The sequence below is a fragment of the Bradyrhizobium sp. Bra64 genome (assembly GCF_024519875.1).
Classification (GTDB): domain Bacteria; phylum Pseudomonadota; class Alphaproteobacteria; order Rhizobiales; family Xanthobacteraceae; genus Bradyrhizobium; species Bradyrhizobium japonicum_G.
Map to the genome: position 1 here is coordinate 258,919 of NZ_JALJRD010000002.1, position 14,677 is coordinate 273,595.

Below are 14,677 nucleotides of genomic sequence, written 5' to 3' on the forward strand. Positions count from 1 at the left end.
TTACTCGCTCCGGCTCGCCAGCGCATTCACGGCGGCGACCGTGATCGCGGAACCGCCGAGACGGCCCTCGACCGTCAGCGCCGGCACCGGCGGATCGGTCATCAGCGCAGCCTTGGATTCGGCCGCGCCGACAAAGCCGACCGGGCAGCCGATGATCGCCGCCGGCCGCGGGCAGTCGCGATTTTCCAGCATGTTGAGGAGATGAAACAGCGCCGTCGGCGCGTTGCCGATCGCAACGATCGCGCCACCCAGATGCGGCCGCCACAGTTCCAGCGCTGCGGCTGAGCGCGTGTTGCGCATGGATTGCGCCAGCGCGGGAACGGTCTCGTCGCCGAGCGTGCAGATCACGGCGTTGGCCGCCGGCAATCTCGCGCGCGTAATTCCTTCGGAGACCATGCGCGCGTCGCACAGGATCGGTGCGCCCTTCTGCAAGGCCGCGCGGGCAGCGACGGCCATGCCTGGCGTGAAGCGGATATGCGCTTCGAGGCCGACCATGCCGGCGGCATGGATCATCCGCACCACGACCTGCTCCTCGTCCGGCGTGAAGTGCGCGAGATTCGCTTCAGCCCGGATGGTGGCGAAGGATTGCCGATAGATCGCAGCGCCGTCTGTCTCGTAGCGATGCGGCATCAGTGTCCTCCCATCAGGATGGAGGGATCCCTGACGATGTCGTCGCGGTTCAGCCCACGCAGGATCGGTTCATCGCGCGTCGACCCGGCGCGCACGAGGTCGAAGCCCGCGCCGGTCGCGACCAGCGTGATGGCCGCCGCACCGGAATGGGCGCAGCCCTTGGCGCAGCCGGAGACGTGAAGGCGTGCGGCTGCGCCTATGTTCGGGGCCAGGGCCGCGGCAAGGCCGCGCGTATCGGCATGCGCCTCACGACAGCGTGGCGCGCCGCTGCAGGCGATGACGCGCAGCGCGGGGTCGTAGGCCTCGGTGATCAGGCCGGTCGCGTTCGGCATCACGCGCTTGGCTTCGCTCAGAACCATCCGCCATGGCGTCATGCGCAGCGCATGTCCGCAACCGGCGAGCTGGTTGAGCGTCGCATGCGGCATCTGTCCAAAGGCGACGCCGACCATCGCACCTTGCGAATAGAGGCCGGGACGCGCCGCGGCCATGATCGGGGCGGGCTCGGCCTCGCCGCGCAATGCCGCAGGCAAGGTTGCCCCGGCGGCAAGATGCGCAGCCATCCGCCCTCGTCCGCCTTTGGCGCCGCCCGAGACCACGAACCATTCGGCGAGCGCGAGCGCGGTGGTCACGGCCTCGCCGCGCGCGACCGGGCGGCCGAGCTTGTCGCCATCGGCTCGCACCAGCAGCCCGCCGGAACGATCACGCTCGATCCGCACATCCGCGGAATCGCCCGCAAGCACGCGCGCGGTGCCGTCATCGATGGCGAAGCCGAACTTGGTCGGAAGGTCGAGCTTGCACTCCGCGAGCGCCTCTTCGAGCTCGGCGGCGAGCAATTGGGTCTCGTCGCCGGTGCGCCAGAACGGCGTCACGAGGATATTGCGGCGGGATTCGGTGTCAGCGTCCGGGTCGAGCAGAGCCAGTTGCGAAAGGCCGTCGAGCAGCCGCCGATGGCTGCTGTCGTTGACGCCCCTGATCTGGAGATTGGCGCGGCTGGTGACGTCGATCAGACCGTTGCCATGGCGTTCGGCAAGATGGGCCAGTCCGGAAATTTGTGCCGCATCGAGCCGCCCACCGAACGGCCGCACGCGGACCACGAGGCCGTCGCCCGATTGCATCGGGCGCAGTGCGCCGGGACACCAACCCTTGACCACGGAAGCGCTCATGACGCCTCCCGCAACGCCGCCGCGATCGAATTGCGGCGCGTTCGCCAGAGTGACGCCTCATGCAGGCGCGTGAAGCATGTCTCCATCGCAGCGAGCGCCGCCGGATTTTCGTGCGCCATGAAGGCGCGGACGTCGTCATGGCCAAGCGTCGCATCGTAATAGAGATCGAACAGATGCGGCGGCACGGCGCCGGCCAGGTGCGCGAATGCGGCCATGTGCTCGAGCGTCGCGGTGATTTCGGCGGCGCCACGAAAACCGTGACGCATCATGCCGGCGATCCAGGCCGGGTTGGCAGCGCGCGCGCGGACCACGCGGGAGATTTCCTCGGTCAGCGTGCGCGCATGCGGCTGCTCGGGCCGGGTCGTATCGAGATGATAGAGTGACGGGCCCGTCGTACCGAGATGTGCCGAAGCCGCAGCAACGCCGGCTTCATGCGCGGCATAGTCGGCGGCGAGCAGAAGATCGGTCTCCGGCAGATCCTGGACGTGGACAAAGGCATCGGCCGACGCGAGCCGCTGTTCGATGCCCGCACGATCGGGCTTGATCTCGCCGTCGGCAGAGAACGCCCAGGAGGACGCCCACAGCCAGGCTTCGCCGGCCGCGTCGCGCGTCTCGGCCGTGAAGGCATCCGGGATCGCCGAAAGGCCGACGCCGTATTGCCCCGGTCGCGGCGCGAACACGCGGGATGCACGATCGCGGTATGGATTTTCATCGCCCTCCTCATCGCGCGCCGCGAGCGCCTCGGAAGCGGCTTCGAACAATTGCGCAAGGTTCGCGAAGACGTCGCGAAACAGGCCCGAGACGCGCAGCGTGACGTCGATGCGGGGACGGCCGAGTTCGGCCGGAGCGATGATGTCGTAGCCCGTGACGCGACCGGAGGCGTGATCCCAGCGCGGCGCGAGGCCGGCCAGATGCAGCGCCATCGCGAACTCCTCGCCGGCCGTGCGCATCGTCGCCGAGCCCCAGAGATCGACCACGAGGCCTTTCGGCCAGTCGCCATGATCCTGTAAATGGCGGCGGAGCAGCTCTTCCGCGAGCTTGATGCCCTGCGCATGCGCCGACGGCGTCGGCACCGCGCGCGGGTCGACGGCATAGAGGTTGCGCCCGGTCGGCAGCACGTCCTGGCGCCCGCGGTAAGGAGAGCCTGAAGGCCCCGGCAGAACACGTTTACCGGCGAGCGCGGCACGGAGCGCGTCCCGTTCCGCGTTGCCGCAGGCACCGCGGCCGAACACATGCAAACCGTCGCCGAACTGGCTTTCCTTGAGATCGCAGACGAAGCGATCGATCCGCGGGATCGCTTCGGCCGGTGCTGCCGATGCATCGAGGCCGAGATCGTCTTCGAGGCCTGCGGCGCGCGCCTCGTCGCGGATCGCGGCAATCAGACGCTGGCGGCGGGCGGGATCGAGGCCATCGGCCGTCGAGTACTCGTCGAGAAGGTGTTCGAGCCTTCGCAGCCCTTCCGGCACCGCTGATGCTGCCAGCGGCGGCGGCAGATGGCCAATGGTGACGGCACCTAAGCGCCGCTTCGCCTGCGCGGCCTCGCCGGGGTCGTTGACGATGAAGGGATAGATGATTGGCAAATCGCCGACCAGAGCATCCGGCCAGCAGCTCGGTGACAGCGCCACGGATTTTCCGGGCAGCCATTCCAGCGTGCCGTGCGCGCCCATGTGCACGACAGCGTCAATGCGCTGTGCGCGAAGCCACAGATAGAACGCGACATAGGCATGCCGCGGCGTGCGGGCGAGATCGTGATAGTCGGAATCGCGCGTGGTCGCATCGCCGCGCTCCGGCTGAACCGCGATGATCGAGCGGCCGGACTGGATCGCGGCGAAGTGGAACGCGCTGTCGCGACAGCTCGGATCGGTCTCCGGCGCGCCCCAGGCTCGCGCGAGATCATCCTGCAACGATTGCGGCAGGTGCGAGAGCGCGGCGCTGTAATCGGCGACATTCCAGGCCAGTTGCCGCTCCAGCAGCGTCTCGCCGAGCGCGTGGACCGGTCCAACTTCGAAGCCGCAATCGGCGAGGTCGGATACCAAAGCCTCGACCGAAGCGAGCGCATCGAGACCAACCGCATGCGCGATCTGGTGCGGACGTCCCGGATAGGTCGAGAGCACGAGCGCCATCCGCTTCTGGGCGGCCGGCGTCTCCGCAAGGCGCCGCCAGGCTGCAACGCGCGCAGCGACGGCCTCTACGCGCTCCTCGTCGGGCCTGTGAGCGAGATGCGAAAATTGCAGATCGGGATCGCGCATTGCGGCCGACTTGAAGCTCACCACGCCCGCGAACAGGCGGCCGTCGACCTCGGGCAGCACCACATGCATCGCAAGGTCGCCGGGCGACAGGCCGCGCAGCGACGCCGCCCAGTCCTCGCGCCGCGCCGTGGAGAGCGCGACCTGGAACACCGGACATGGTACGGCGTCGAACGGCGTCGTTCCGTCGTCGCCGATGGCCGAGAACGCCGTCGCATTGATGATCGCTGCGGGAGGAGTCTTCGCAAAATTATCCTGCAGCCAGCCCGCGACGCCCGCCGCCTTCAGCGAGGTGACAAACGCGCCGTATGCGTCAAATCCCTTCTCACGAAGCGCGGCAATCAGGGCGTCGACCGGGCCGGTGTCCGCGGCGGTGAGATAGGACCGATAGAAGGTCACCAGCGCGCGCGGCCTGCCCTCGCCGTCCGACGGTGCGGCAATCACACCACGCGCGGGATCATAAAAGCCCATCTCGGGAACGATCATCTCGCCGACGACCGGTCCGGCATAGAGGCCGGAGGCGAGCGCAAGCTGCGCGATCGCAGCCTGGGCCGCGACGGGACCGCCGGTATCGCAGAGCACCTTGAGCCGCCGCAGCGTCGAGACCGGCAAGGTCGAGTACGCATCCAGCCGCGTGTCATCGCGACCGTCGGCCGGCAGCACGGCGAGCACGATACCCCGCGCCTGCGCGAGTTGCTGAAGGGTTGCGAGGCCGTAGGGCCAGTAGGACTCACCGCCGATCAGGCGCACCAGAATGCCGCGCGCCTGTGACAGCGTGCGCTCGACATAGGTGTCGACCGAGAGCGGATGACGCAGTTCCGCAAGATTGACGAGCCGCAACGATGGCAGGCTGTCGCGGCCGCGGCGCCAGCCCGCCGCGAATGCGGCAAGGTCGGAATCCGAATACGAGAGCACCACGAGATCGGCCGGGTCCTGGCCGATGTCCCTTGGCGTCGCGGTCTCCTCGAGACCACGGCTCTCGCGGAAAACGACGTGCATCAGATGCCGGGTCCTGAAAGTCCGAGTCCCGCTCTTATCGCGGCCTCGTCGATATCGCCGTGCTCGCCGATCACGACGAGCTTTGACTGCCTGATACCCGCACCCCAGGGCTTGTCGAACTGGTGCCGCACGCGCTCGCCGACCGCTTGCAGCAAGAGACGCATCGGCTTGCCTTCCACTGCGATATAGCCCTTGACGCGCAGCACGCTCTGCTCCCTCGCCAGACGCTGCACCGACGCCACCAGTGCGTCGATGTCGGTGATTTCAGGAAGATCGATCACGACCGAGGCAAAATCGTCGTGCTCGTGATCCTCCTCGCCGTCGTGGTGCGAGGGACGCGCGGCGAGATCATTCTCCGCCGCAGCGCCGAGACCAAGGATCACACGCGCATCGATCGCGCCGTCGGTGATCGCCAGCATCGGCACGAGGCGCGGCATCTCGGCTGTGATCGCCGCCTTGGCGGCTTCAATGCCCGCGCTGCCGGCAAGATCGGCCTTGGTCAGCAGCACGATATCGGCGCAGGCGATCTGGTCCTCGAACACTTCCGACAGCGGCGTCTCGTGATCGAGATTTTCGTCGGCCGCGCGCTGCGCTTCGACAGCAATCGGGTCGGGCGCGAAGCGGCCGGCGGCGACGGCCTCGGCGTCGGCGAGCGCGATCACGCCATCGACCGTGATGCGCGAGCGGATCTCTGGCCAGTCGAATGCCTTGAGCAGCGGCTTTGGCAACGCCAGGCCCGAGGTCTCGATCAGGATGTGATCTGGTCTGACGGGTCGCGACAGCAACTTCTCCATGGTCGGAATGAAATCGTCGGCGACGGTGCAGCAGATGCAGCCATTGGCGAGCTCGATGATGTTCTCTTCCGGGCAATTGGCATCGGCGCAGGATTTCAGGATTTCGCCGTCGACGCCCTCGCTGCCGAACTCGTTGACGAGCACGGCAAGCTTCTTGCCGTTGGGGTTGGCGAGCAGATGCTGGATCAGCGTCGTCTTGCCGGAACCGAGGAAGCCCGTGACCACCGTGACCGGGACTTTTGCGAGCGAATTCATTCGGCGGCCTCCGGCACGACGGCGATGGGGGGAATGCGGGCAAGCGACTGCTTGCGGAAGATTTCCGGGCGGCTGCGCCACGGTACGATTCCGTCAGATGCTGCGGCGTAAGCTGCAGCCCCCGCGACGACGTCTTGCGCGTTCGCATCCGAGAGACGGCCATAGACGTAGGACCAGCGGCCGGGCGCGCTGAGCGCGACCGAGCAACCCTGGCTGCATGCCGACAGGCATTCGACGGGAACCACATTGACTCCGTCGGGCACGCCGGCCTCGATGATCGCGCCATGCAGGCGCTTGCCGGGCGTCGTCTCGCCCTCGTCAAGCGTCTGACCGGCGCGGCAGGTGATGCAGACGTGAAGTGTGACGGTCATCGCCTCTTCCATAATAAACAGCGGGAAGCGAAGAGGCCCACGAACCGTTCTTGCGAAGGTCCGTTTCCCCGTCGCGGAACACCCCGTCCGCCGGTCCAAGATCGTCCGCGCTGGCAGGTCTCCCGGCTTGCGGAGCAGGGTTTCCCCTTCGATCCCCGCCTTCCCGATCCCCAGGGGATCAGTGGCTTCGGGCATCTCTCCGGTCACGGTCGCGGGGGCGGCTGCATTTTGGACCCAAATCTTGCCGATTCGGACCCTATCGCATTCCCTCTTCGCCTGTCATAGGACAGGAACCAACGCCGGGCCACCATTTGCCCCCGGCCGCCTCTTGTCAAGCCGAAGGACGAGGTACGATGACGCCTGAACCGGATACCCAGACGGCCGAGGAAACCGACGCCCGCCACGCCGCGAAAATGGCGAAGAAGAAGGTCGCCCGCGACAAGATCATGGCGACCAAGAGCGGCGAGAAGGGCCTCGTCATCGTCCACACCGGCGCCGGCAAGGGCAAATCCTCCTCGGCCTTCGGCATGATCGTCCGCTGCGTCGCCCATGGCTTCCCCTGCGCAGTCGTGCAGTTCATCAAGGGTGCCTGGGACACCGGCGAGCGGCGTCTGCTCACCGGCCATTTCGGGGATCTCTGCCAGTTCCACGCCATGGGCGAAGGCTTCACCTGGGAGACGCAGGACCGCGCCCGCGACGTCGCCGCCGCACTCGCCGGCTGGGAGAAGGCCAAGGAGCTGATCCTCGATTCCAGCCTGCGCATGGTCGTGCTCGACGAGATCAACATCGCGTTGCGTTACGATTATCTCGATATCGCCGAGGTGGTCGAGTTCCTGACGACTTCGAAGCCGCCGATGACCCATGTCGTGCTCACCGGGCGCAACGCCAAGGACGAGCTGATCGAGATCGCCGATCTCGTCACCGAGATGACGCTGGTGAAACATCCGTTCCGCTCCGGCATCAAGGCGCAAGCCGGCGTCGAGTTCTAAGTCTTCCACGATGGCGCGCGCATTGATGATCCAGGGAGCCGGCTCGGACGTGGGCAAGTCGCTTATCGTCGCCGGCCTCGCGCGCGCCTTCACGCGGCGCGGCCTGCGCGTGCTGCCATTCAAGCCGCAGAACATGTCGAACAATGCCGCCGTCACCGTCGATGGCGGCGAGATCGGCCGCGCCCAGGCGCTGCAGGCGCTCGCCGCCGGCGTCGAGCCGCACACCGACATGAACCCGGTGCTCTTGAAGCCCGAGACTGACGTCGGCGCGCAGGTGATCGTGCAGGGAAAACGCATCGCGACCGCGCGTGCGCGCGAATATGCGGCGATGAAGCCGTCACTGATGGGCGCGGTGCTGGAGAGTTTCGCGCGGTTGAAGGCGCGCGCCGATCTCGTGCTGGTGGAAGGCGCCGGCAGTCCCGCCGAAGTCAACCTGCGCAAGGCCGACATCGCCAATATGGGCTTTGCGCGCAAGGCCGACGTGCCGGTCGTGCTGGTCGGCGACATCGATCGTGGCGGCGTCATCGCCCAGCTCGTCGGCATCAAGACGGTGATCGACCCTGACGATGCCGCGATGATCCGGGGCTTTGTCATCAACAAGTTCCGCGGCGATCCCACGCTGTTCGACGACGGCTACAGGCTGATCGAAGCGAAGACCGCGTGGCGCGGCCTTGGCGTGCTGCCCTGGTTCACGCGCGCCGGCGAGCTGCCGGCCGAGGACGCGCTGGGCCTGAGTGATGCGCGAAAGCCGGGCCAGTGCAAGATCGCCTGCCTCGCGCTGTCACGGATCGCCAATTTCGACGATCTCGATCCGCTCAAGCTCGAGCCTGGCGTCGACCTCGTGATGGTGCGCCCGGGCGAAGCCATCCCCGGTGACGTGCGCCTCGTCATCATTCCGGGCTCCAAATCCACCCGCGGCGATCTCGCATTCCTGCGCGCGCAGGGCTGGGACATCGATCTCCTGGCCCATCACCGCCGCGGCGGCCACGTCCTCGGCCTCTGCGGCGGCTATCAAATGCTCGGACGCAGCGTTGCGGATCCTGATGGGATCGAGGGCCCAGCCGGCGACACGGCGGGGCTCGGACTTCTGGATGTCACCACGGAGATGACCCCGCAGAAGACGCTGACGCGCGTCTCCGCGGTGCATGCGGCGACCAATCGGCCGATCGAGGCTTACGAAATCCACATCGGCCGCACCGACGGGCCGGATCGCGCGCAGCCATTCGCAAGATTGAATGGCGAACCGGAAGGGGCGATCTCGCGTGATGGACGCGTGCAAGGGAGTTATCTGCACGGCCTGTTCACCTCGGATGATTTTCGCAAGGCGTTTTTGGCAAAGCTCGACATTCCCACGGGCGACGAGCCCTATCATGCCAGGGTCGAGAGCGCGCTCGATGCGCTCGCCGCTCACGTCGAAACCCATCTCGATGTCGAAGGCCTGCTCGCGCTAGCGCGCTAGCACCTCGGCAAGGCGCGTCCATTCGGCCTCGCTGCCGGGAAGCCCGAGCCGCAGCCATGTCGGCTCCTTTGCGAACACACGCGACCAGATCTGGCCGCGCGCCAGTTCCTCCTGCGCGGCGAGCGCGTCGGGCGTCTCGTAGAGACGAAACAGCGGCGTTCCGCCGACGAGCCGCCAGCCCTGGGCTTGCACCAGCACGTCGAGGCGAACACAGTCCCGCACGAGCCGCGCGGACGTGGCCTCCGCCCACGAATTGTCAGCCAACGCGCGGCAGCCGATTGCGATCGCCACTCCCGAGACCGGCCATGGCCCCGACATTGCCGAGAGCCTGCCGATGTCGGCCGCATTGCCGATAGCAAACCCGAGTCGCAGACCGGCGAGGCCATAAAACTTTCCGAACGAGCGCAAGATCAGCAGTCCCGGCTGGGCCGCTTCCGGCGCGAGCGATAGTTGCGGAACGGCATCGACAAAGCTCTCGTCGATCACGAGACGGCCGACGCGCGGCAGCAGTGCGAGCAAATCCTTTTGCAAATGGCACCGGCCGTCCGGATTATTCGGATTGACGACGATCGCAATATCCGCGCCCGCCATCGCGTCGAATTCATCGACTTCCTGGACATCCCAGCCCGCGGCCGATAGCACGCCGGCATATTCGTTGTAGGTCGGCGCGAGGATCCGGGCGCGGCCGGGCCGCGCCAGTTGCGGCAGCAACTGAATGGCGGCCTGTGCGCCGCCCATCGCGACGACCGGTGCGCTTGTGCCGTAAGCGTGCTGCGCAGCGTGGTGCAGCGCTTCGATCTCGGCGCGCGACGGCAATGCATTCCAATAATGCGCGCCGATCTCGCCGACGGGATAAGGCAGCCGGTTTATCCCGGTCGACAGATCGATCCAGTCCCCCGCGCGCCCGCCGAACCGCTGCCGGGCCAGATCGAGATTTCCACCGTGCTCGCGCATCTTTTGTTCTTTCACGCGAAAGCCAGGATCGCAAGGATTCCGGCGAGCAGCATCATGGCACGGCGGTAGACCGTCAGTCCCGCGCCGATATCGGGGCCAAGCGGATCGCGCGCGCCTTCGTTGAGCCAGGGCTCGTTGGTGATGCTGCCATGATAGATGCGCGGACCGCTGAGCCGCACGCCGAGCGCGCCCGCCATGGCCGCTTCCGGCCACCCGGCGTTCGGCGAGCGATGACGGCGTGCATCCCGCGTCATGCATGACAGCGCCTCAAAGCGTCGTGGCGCGAGCAGCACGAACAGAAATCCGGTCAGGCGCGCCGGAATGACATTGGCGGCATCGTCGATGCGCGCCGCCGCCCAGCCGAAGGCCTCGTGCCGTTCGTTGCGATGGCCGATCATGGAGTCCAGCGTATTGATCGCCTTGTAGCCGAAGATTCCCGGCAAGCCGAACAGCGCGCCCCAGAACACCGGCGCCACGATGCCGTCGGATGCATTCTCGGCGAGGCTCTCGAGCGCCGCGCGCGCGATGCCGGCTTCGTCGAGCGCCGCGGGATCGCGACCGACGATGCGCGACACCGCGTCGCGCGCTGCGGCGATGTCGCCGGCTTGCAAAGGCGCCGCGACTGCGGCGACATGGTCGTGCAGCGAGCGTAGCGCGACCAGCGGCCAGGCCAGGACGCCGACCAGCACGATCTGGATCCAGCCCAGGGAAAGCAGGGACTGAAGCGCCCAGCCGAGCGCGACGGAGAGCGCGATCACCGCGAGGGCGCCGGCGATACCCGCGGCGCGACGGAGCGCCGGCGGATCGGACGGCCGATTGCATGCGTCATCGATCGTGGAAATAAGCCGGCCGAGCCAGGTCACGGGGTGGCCGATCCGCGCGAACAGCCATAACGGCCAGCCCATGAGGGCATCCACCGCTATCGCTACCGCCATCGCACCCGCAAAACCCACGCACGCCTCCTGTCCCGCCCCTGTTGCGCAAAGCACGGCCGGAGCGCAAGCCCCTGCCCGTCTGATTTCGGCTTTGTCTTTGGCCTCGTTTGGTGATTAGTGCTGGCCGGCAGGAGACCTTCATGGCCGTCATCTTGATCACAGGCGGAGCGCGATCGGGCAAGAGCAAGCGCGCGGAAACGCGCGCGCGCGCCTTCCCCGGGCAGCCCGTCTATGTCGCGACGGCCGAGGCCCTCGATGCGGAAATGGAGGCGCGCATCGCCAAGCACCGTGCACGCCGCGGAACCGACTGGATCGAACGCGAGGTGCCGCTCGATCTCGTCGAGGTGCTGGCCGCAACCGATGGCGGCGGCGCGAGGCTCGTGGACTGCCTGACGCTGTGGCTCTCCAACCTGATGCATGCGGAGCGCGCCTGGGAACGCGAGGTGAGCGAACTCGCCGCCGCCTTGCCCCGCCTCAAAAGTCCCGTCGTCTTCGTCACCAACGAGGTAGGCCTCGGCATCGTGCCCGACAACGCACTGGCACGCAGCTTTCGCGACGCCGCCGGGATCATGAACCAGACCGTCGCGGCCGCTGCCGACGAGGTCGAGTTCATCGTCGCGGGCCTGCCGATGAAACTGAAATGATGCCGCGCGCCGAACTTCTGAAAGACATCGTCGCCGATCTCAGGATCGCTGTGTCCTTCGTCACGATCCTGCCGGTGGCATCGTCGAAGCCCGCCGGTGACGGCGCCGTTGCGCGCGCGACCTGGGCCGTTCCGGTCGCCGGACTGCTGGTCGGCCTCGCGGGCGCTGCGGCCTATACGATCGCGAGCAGGCTGGGATTGACGCCGGGCCCTGCCGCCCTGCTCGCGCTGGCCGCGACTGCTCTCATCACCGGAGCGCTGCACGAGGACGGTCTTGCTGATACCGCCGACGGGCTCGGCGGCGGGCGAACCCGCGAGCGCAAGCTCGAGATCATGCGCGACAGCCGGATCGGCACTTATGGCGTCTGCGCGCTAGTCCTGTCGTTCGGCCTGCGCTGGAGCGCGCTCGCCGTCATCGCCAACCAGTGGACGGTCACGCTGGCGCTCTGCGCTGCGCATGCCGCGGCCCGCGCCGGAGTACCGGCCTTCATGTCGCTGGTCGCGCCGGCGCGCCCCGACGGTCTGTCGGCGAGCGCCGGAGAGCCGCCGCGCCGCAGCATCGCCATCGCCTTTGCTGTCGGAACGCTCACCCTCGCCCTCGCGCTCGGGCCGGGCAAGGCGCTCGTCGGCCTGATCCTGCTGTCCCTCGCCGGCCTGATCCTGGCGCGGCTCGCCGTCCGCCAGATCGGCGGGCAGACCGGCGACATCCTCGGCGCGTTCGAGCAGAGCGGCGAGATCCTCATCCTGCTGGTGGCGGCATCGTTCCGGATGGGAGACTGATCATGGTCGAGTTTGACGACACCTTCCGTCAGCACTTGCGCGAGTTGTTCGTGTGGCGCCGCGACGTGCGCCGCTTTCGAACGAACCCGCTGCCGGACGGCGCCATCGCGCGGCTGATCGAAACCGCCTGCCTTTCGCCTTCGGTCGGCCTCAGCCAGCCCTGGCGCTTTGTCATCGTCGAGGATGCCGCGCGGCGCCGCGCCGTGATCGACGATTTCAAAGCGTGCAACGCCGATGCATTGAATGCCTACGCCGGCGAGCGCGCCGCGCGCTATGCCACGCTGAAACTGTCGGGCCTCGAACAGGCCCCAGGCCACCTCGCCGTGTTCGCCGACAAGGCCAGCGACATCGGTCACGGCCTCGGCCGCGCGACCATGCCGGAGACGACGGAATACTCCGTGGTCGCCGCGATCACCGCGATGTGGCTCGGCGCGCGCGCCGACGGCATCGGCCTCGGCTGGGTATCGATCCTCAATCCGGATCGCATCCACACCATTCTCGACGTGCCGGACTCCTGGAAATTCATCGCTTATCTCTGCATCGGCTATCCGGAAGTCGAATGCGACCAGCCTGAGCTCGAGCAGGCGAAATGGGAACATAGGCGGGGAGCAGAGGAATTCACGGTGCGGCGCTAATCAGCCGCGTCGAAGATTCATTGTCCGTCATTGCGAGCGCAGCGAAGCAACCAGAGTTCATTGGCGGAAAGATTCTGGTTTGCTTCGCTGCGCTCGCAATGACGACCGAGAGAGAGCAATCCGCCTCTACGACTTGCTCTTGCCGGCAACCGCCGCCACAGGCGTCGGATTTTCCGGCTTCTGGAACATCAACAGCGGGCGGAAGATCACGCGGCCATAGGCCTCGTAGTGCTTCTGGGTCGAGACCGCCACCTTCAGCGGCGTCGCGTAATTTGCCTCGAATGTCAGGAACGACGCGTAGGTCCAGGAGAAGCCGACACCGACCGAACTCAGCTCGGTGACCCCCGGGAATGTCGAATACACCGCGCCCCAGTCGGTGAAGACGTAGGTGTCGAAACCCCTGAGCCATTGCGACCAGTTGTAGTGCAGTTCGGCGTTGAAGTAATAGCCGCTGTCGCCGGACGCCGAGTTGGAGGGATAACCGCGCACGGTGGTGGGACCGCCGATCGAGAATATCTGGTCGCCCGGCAGCAGCTTCTCCTGCGTGTACTGCCAGCTCGCCAGCAAATTTGTGCTGAAATTCGCCGGCCCGGCGGCGCTGGTCGCGATCAACGAGCCGGTATAGGTGTTGAACGAGCGGTTGTTGCCGAGCACATGGTCCTGCCATTCGATATAGTTCACGGCCGGAGAGACCGTGATCGAATAGGCGTCGCCGGAATTGGTCACCGAGAAGCCTGCCGTGGCCTTGTCGTAGTGATCGTCGGTGACGGCGACGGTGGCGAAGCGGCTCACAGTCTTGCCTTCGGTCTCGGCGGCGTTGAGCAGCACCAGCCAGTTCTGCGTCACCCAGACCGGCTGGCTGAAATTGACCGCGGCCTGGCTCGAGCGGCCGGTGACGTCGAGCGAGACGAACGGTCCCTGGATGATCTTGATCTTGCCTTCGGTGTAGCTGACGCCGACGCGGCCGCCCCAGGGATTGACCGGAACGCTGTAGGCGACGTTGCCGTTGAGATTGCCGTCGGAACGCACGCCGTAGAAGGTCAGGCGGTCGTCGACGCCGAACAGGCCGTGGCGCTTGTAGAAGGCCCCGCCCTCCCAGCGTCCGGTGTTCTCGACGCCCTGGTTGTCGGTGAACAGCTGCAGGGTGTCGACCGGCGGCTCGATCACCGCGAACTGGAGGTCGGTCAGGCCGAAGCTCGTGCCGGGCTGGAGCAGCGCCTTGATCTGCACGTCGTTGGTCCGGTTGAACCAGATCACGTCGCGATTGAGTTTTGGAACGTCGAGGACCTCGCCTTCGGGCTCCTTGACACGCTGAAGGATGTAGTCGGTGCGGGTCTGCTTGTTGCCCTCGATGGTCGTCTTCTGAAGCCGGCCCTCGGTCAGCTTGACGCGGACGATGCCGCCCTTGGCATCCTGCTCGGGCAGCGTCGCGATACCCGTGACGATGCCGCGCTCGGTGTAGATGGCGTTGATGTCGGCGACGAGCTGCAACAGCGCGGCGATGTCGACGTTCTTGCCGACATATTTCTTCGCGATCTCATCGAACTCGGCCGGCGTGATGAACTTGGACCCGCTGAACTCGACCTTGCGCAGGCGGAATTTCGGCCCGCCCGGCTTCAGGAGCTGGGACTTTTCCCGCTCGCCGCCGATCACGGCCGGCCCGTTGAGCTTGGGCGGCGCGCTCCGCTGCTCGAGCTGGCGGCGCTGCCGGTCGATGTCGTTCTGGATCACGCCGGGGTTGATCGAGGGAACTTGCGCGCGCGAGGCTGCGATGCAGCAAGCTGCAAGCCCGACCCCAAAAGCTGCCCCCCAAATCCGCATCCC

13 protein-coding genes and 1 riboswitch are annotated in these 14,677 nt (G+C 66.8%); of the genes, 5 read left to right on the top strand and 8 right to left on the bottom strand.

Going from position 1 to position 14,677, the window contains the following annotated elements; translation table 11 throughout:
• Genes NR187_RS08840 through NR187_RS08860 form a run of 5 tightly spaced genes read right to left on the bottom strand, consistent with a single transcriptional unit; the run spans position 1 to position 6,458 of the window.
• Positions 1-630, bottom strand: coding sequence for a precorrin-8X methylmutase (locus NR187_RS08840; protein ID WP_211383067.1), 630 nt, complete (start codon positions 628-630; stop codon positions 1-3).
• On the bottom strand, positions 630-1,793 hold the full coding sequence (gene cobG / locus NR187_RS08845; RefSeq protein ID WP_256806279.1) for a precorrin-3B synthase: 1,164 nt from the start codon (positions 1,791-1,793) through the stop codon (positions 630-632). The genes NR187_RS08840 and cobG overlap by 1 nt, the downstream gene beginning before the upstream one ends.
• Entirely contained in the window at positions 1,790-5,038 is a 3,249-nt protein-coding gene (gene cobN, locus NR187_RS08850) for a cobaltochelatase subunit CobN (RefSeq protein ID WP_256806280.1), read from the bottom strand. The genes cobG and cobN overlap by 4 nt, the downstream gene beginning before the upstream one ends.
• Positions 5,038-6,087, bottom strand: a complete 1,050-nt coding sequence (cobW, locus tag NR187_RS08855) for a cobalamin biosynthesis protein CobW (RefSeq protein ID WP_211383064.1) — start codon at positions 6,085-6,087, stop codon at positions 5,038-5,040. Before cobW ends, cobN begins: the two co-directional genes overlap by 1 nt.
• On the bottom strand, positions 6,084-6,458 hold the full coding sequence (locus NR187_RS08860; RefSeq protein WP_211383063.1) for a DUF1636 domain-containing protein: 375 nt from the start codon (positions 6,456-6,458) through the stop codon (positions 6,084-6,086). Before NR187_RS08860 ends, cobW begins: the two co-directional genes overlap by 4 nt.
• 94 nt (positions 6,459-6,552) lie before the next feature.
• Positions 6,553-6,771: riboswitch (cobalamin riboswitch) on the bottom strand.
• Between the two features lie 40 nt (positions 6,772-6,811).
• Here NR187_RS08860 and cobO point away from each other — a divergent pair.
• A complete protein-coding gene (gene cobO, locus NR187_RS08865) occupies positions 6,812-7,447 on the top strand; it encodes a cob(I)yrinic acid a,c-diamide adenosyltransferase (RefSeq protein ID WP_211383062.1) in 636 nt (211 codons plus the stop codon).
• A 10-nt stretch (positions 7,448-7,457) separates the two neighbouring features.
• Positions 7,458-8,906, top strand: coding sequence for a cobyric acid synthase (locus NR187_RS08870; protein WP_211383061.1), 1,449 nt, complete (start codon positions 7,458-7,460; stop codon positions 8,904-8,906).
• Here NR187_RS08870 and cobD read toward each other — a convergent pair.
• Together cobD and cbiB are read right to left on the bottom strand one after the other, a co-directional pair.
• Positions 8,895-9,860 carry a threonine-phosphate decarboxylase CobD gene (cobD, locus tag NR187_RS08875; RefSeq protein ID WP_256806281.1) on the bottom strand — a complete coding sequence of 322 codons (966 nt, stop codon included), beginning with the start codon at positions 9,858-9,860 and terminating at the stop codon, positions 8,895-8,897. The genes NR187_RS08870 and cobD overlap by 12 nt on opposite strands.
• 11 nt (positions 9,861-9,871) lie before the next feature.
• Positions 9,872-10,795: an adenosylcobinamide-phosphate synthase CbiB gene (cbiB, locus tag NR187_RS08880; protein WP_256806570.1), complete on the bottom strand. Its 924-nt coding sequence runs from the start codon at positions 10,793-10,795 to the stop codon at positions 9,872-9,874.
• 140 nt (positions 10,796-10,935) lie between these two features.
• On the opposite strand from cbiB, the gene cobU reads away from it, so the two are divergent.
• The 3 genes from cobU to bluB are packed head-to-tail and all read left to right on the top strand — an operon-like array spanning position 10,936 to position 12,853.
• A complete protein-coding gene (gene cobU, locus NR187_RS08885; RefSeq protein WP_256806282.1) occupies positions 10,936-11,439 on the top strand; it encodes a bifunctional adenosylcobinamide kinase/adenosylcobinamide-phosphate guanylyltransferase in 504 nt (167 codons plus the stop codon).
• Positions 11,436-12,218, top strand: a complete 783-nt coding sequence (gene cobS / locus NR187_RS08890) for an adenosylcobinamide-GDP ribazoletransferase (protein ID WP_256806283.1) — start codon at positions 11,436-11,438, stop codon at positions 12,216-12,218. Before cobU ends, cobS begins: the two co-directional genes overlap by 4 nt.
• 2 nt (positions 12,219-12,220) lie before the next feature.
• Complete coding sequence (bluB, locus tag NR187_RS08895) at positions 12,221-12,853, top strand: 5,6-dimethylbenzimidazole synthase (protein WP_256806284.1); 633 nt, start codon at positions 12,221-12,223, stop codon at positions 12,851-12,853.
• A 126-nt stretch (positions 12,854-12,979) separates the two neighbouring features.
• On the opposite strand, the gene NR187_RS08900 is transcribed toward bluB, so the two are convergent.
• Positions 12,980-14,674 carry a ShlB/FhaC/HecB family hemolysin secretion/activation protein gene (locus NR187_RS08900; protein WP_256806285.1) on the bottom strand — a complete coding sequence of 565 codons (1,695 nt, stop codon included), beginning with the start codon at positions 14,672-14,674 and terminating at the stop codon, positions 12,980-12,982.
• Positions 14,675-14,677 lie beyond the last annotated feature (3 nt).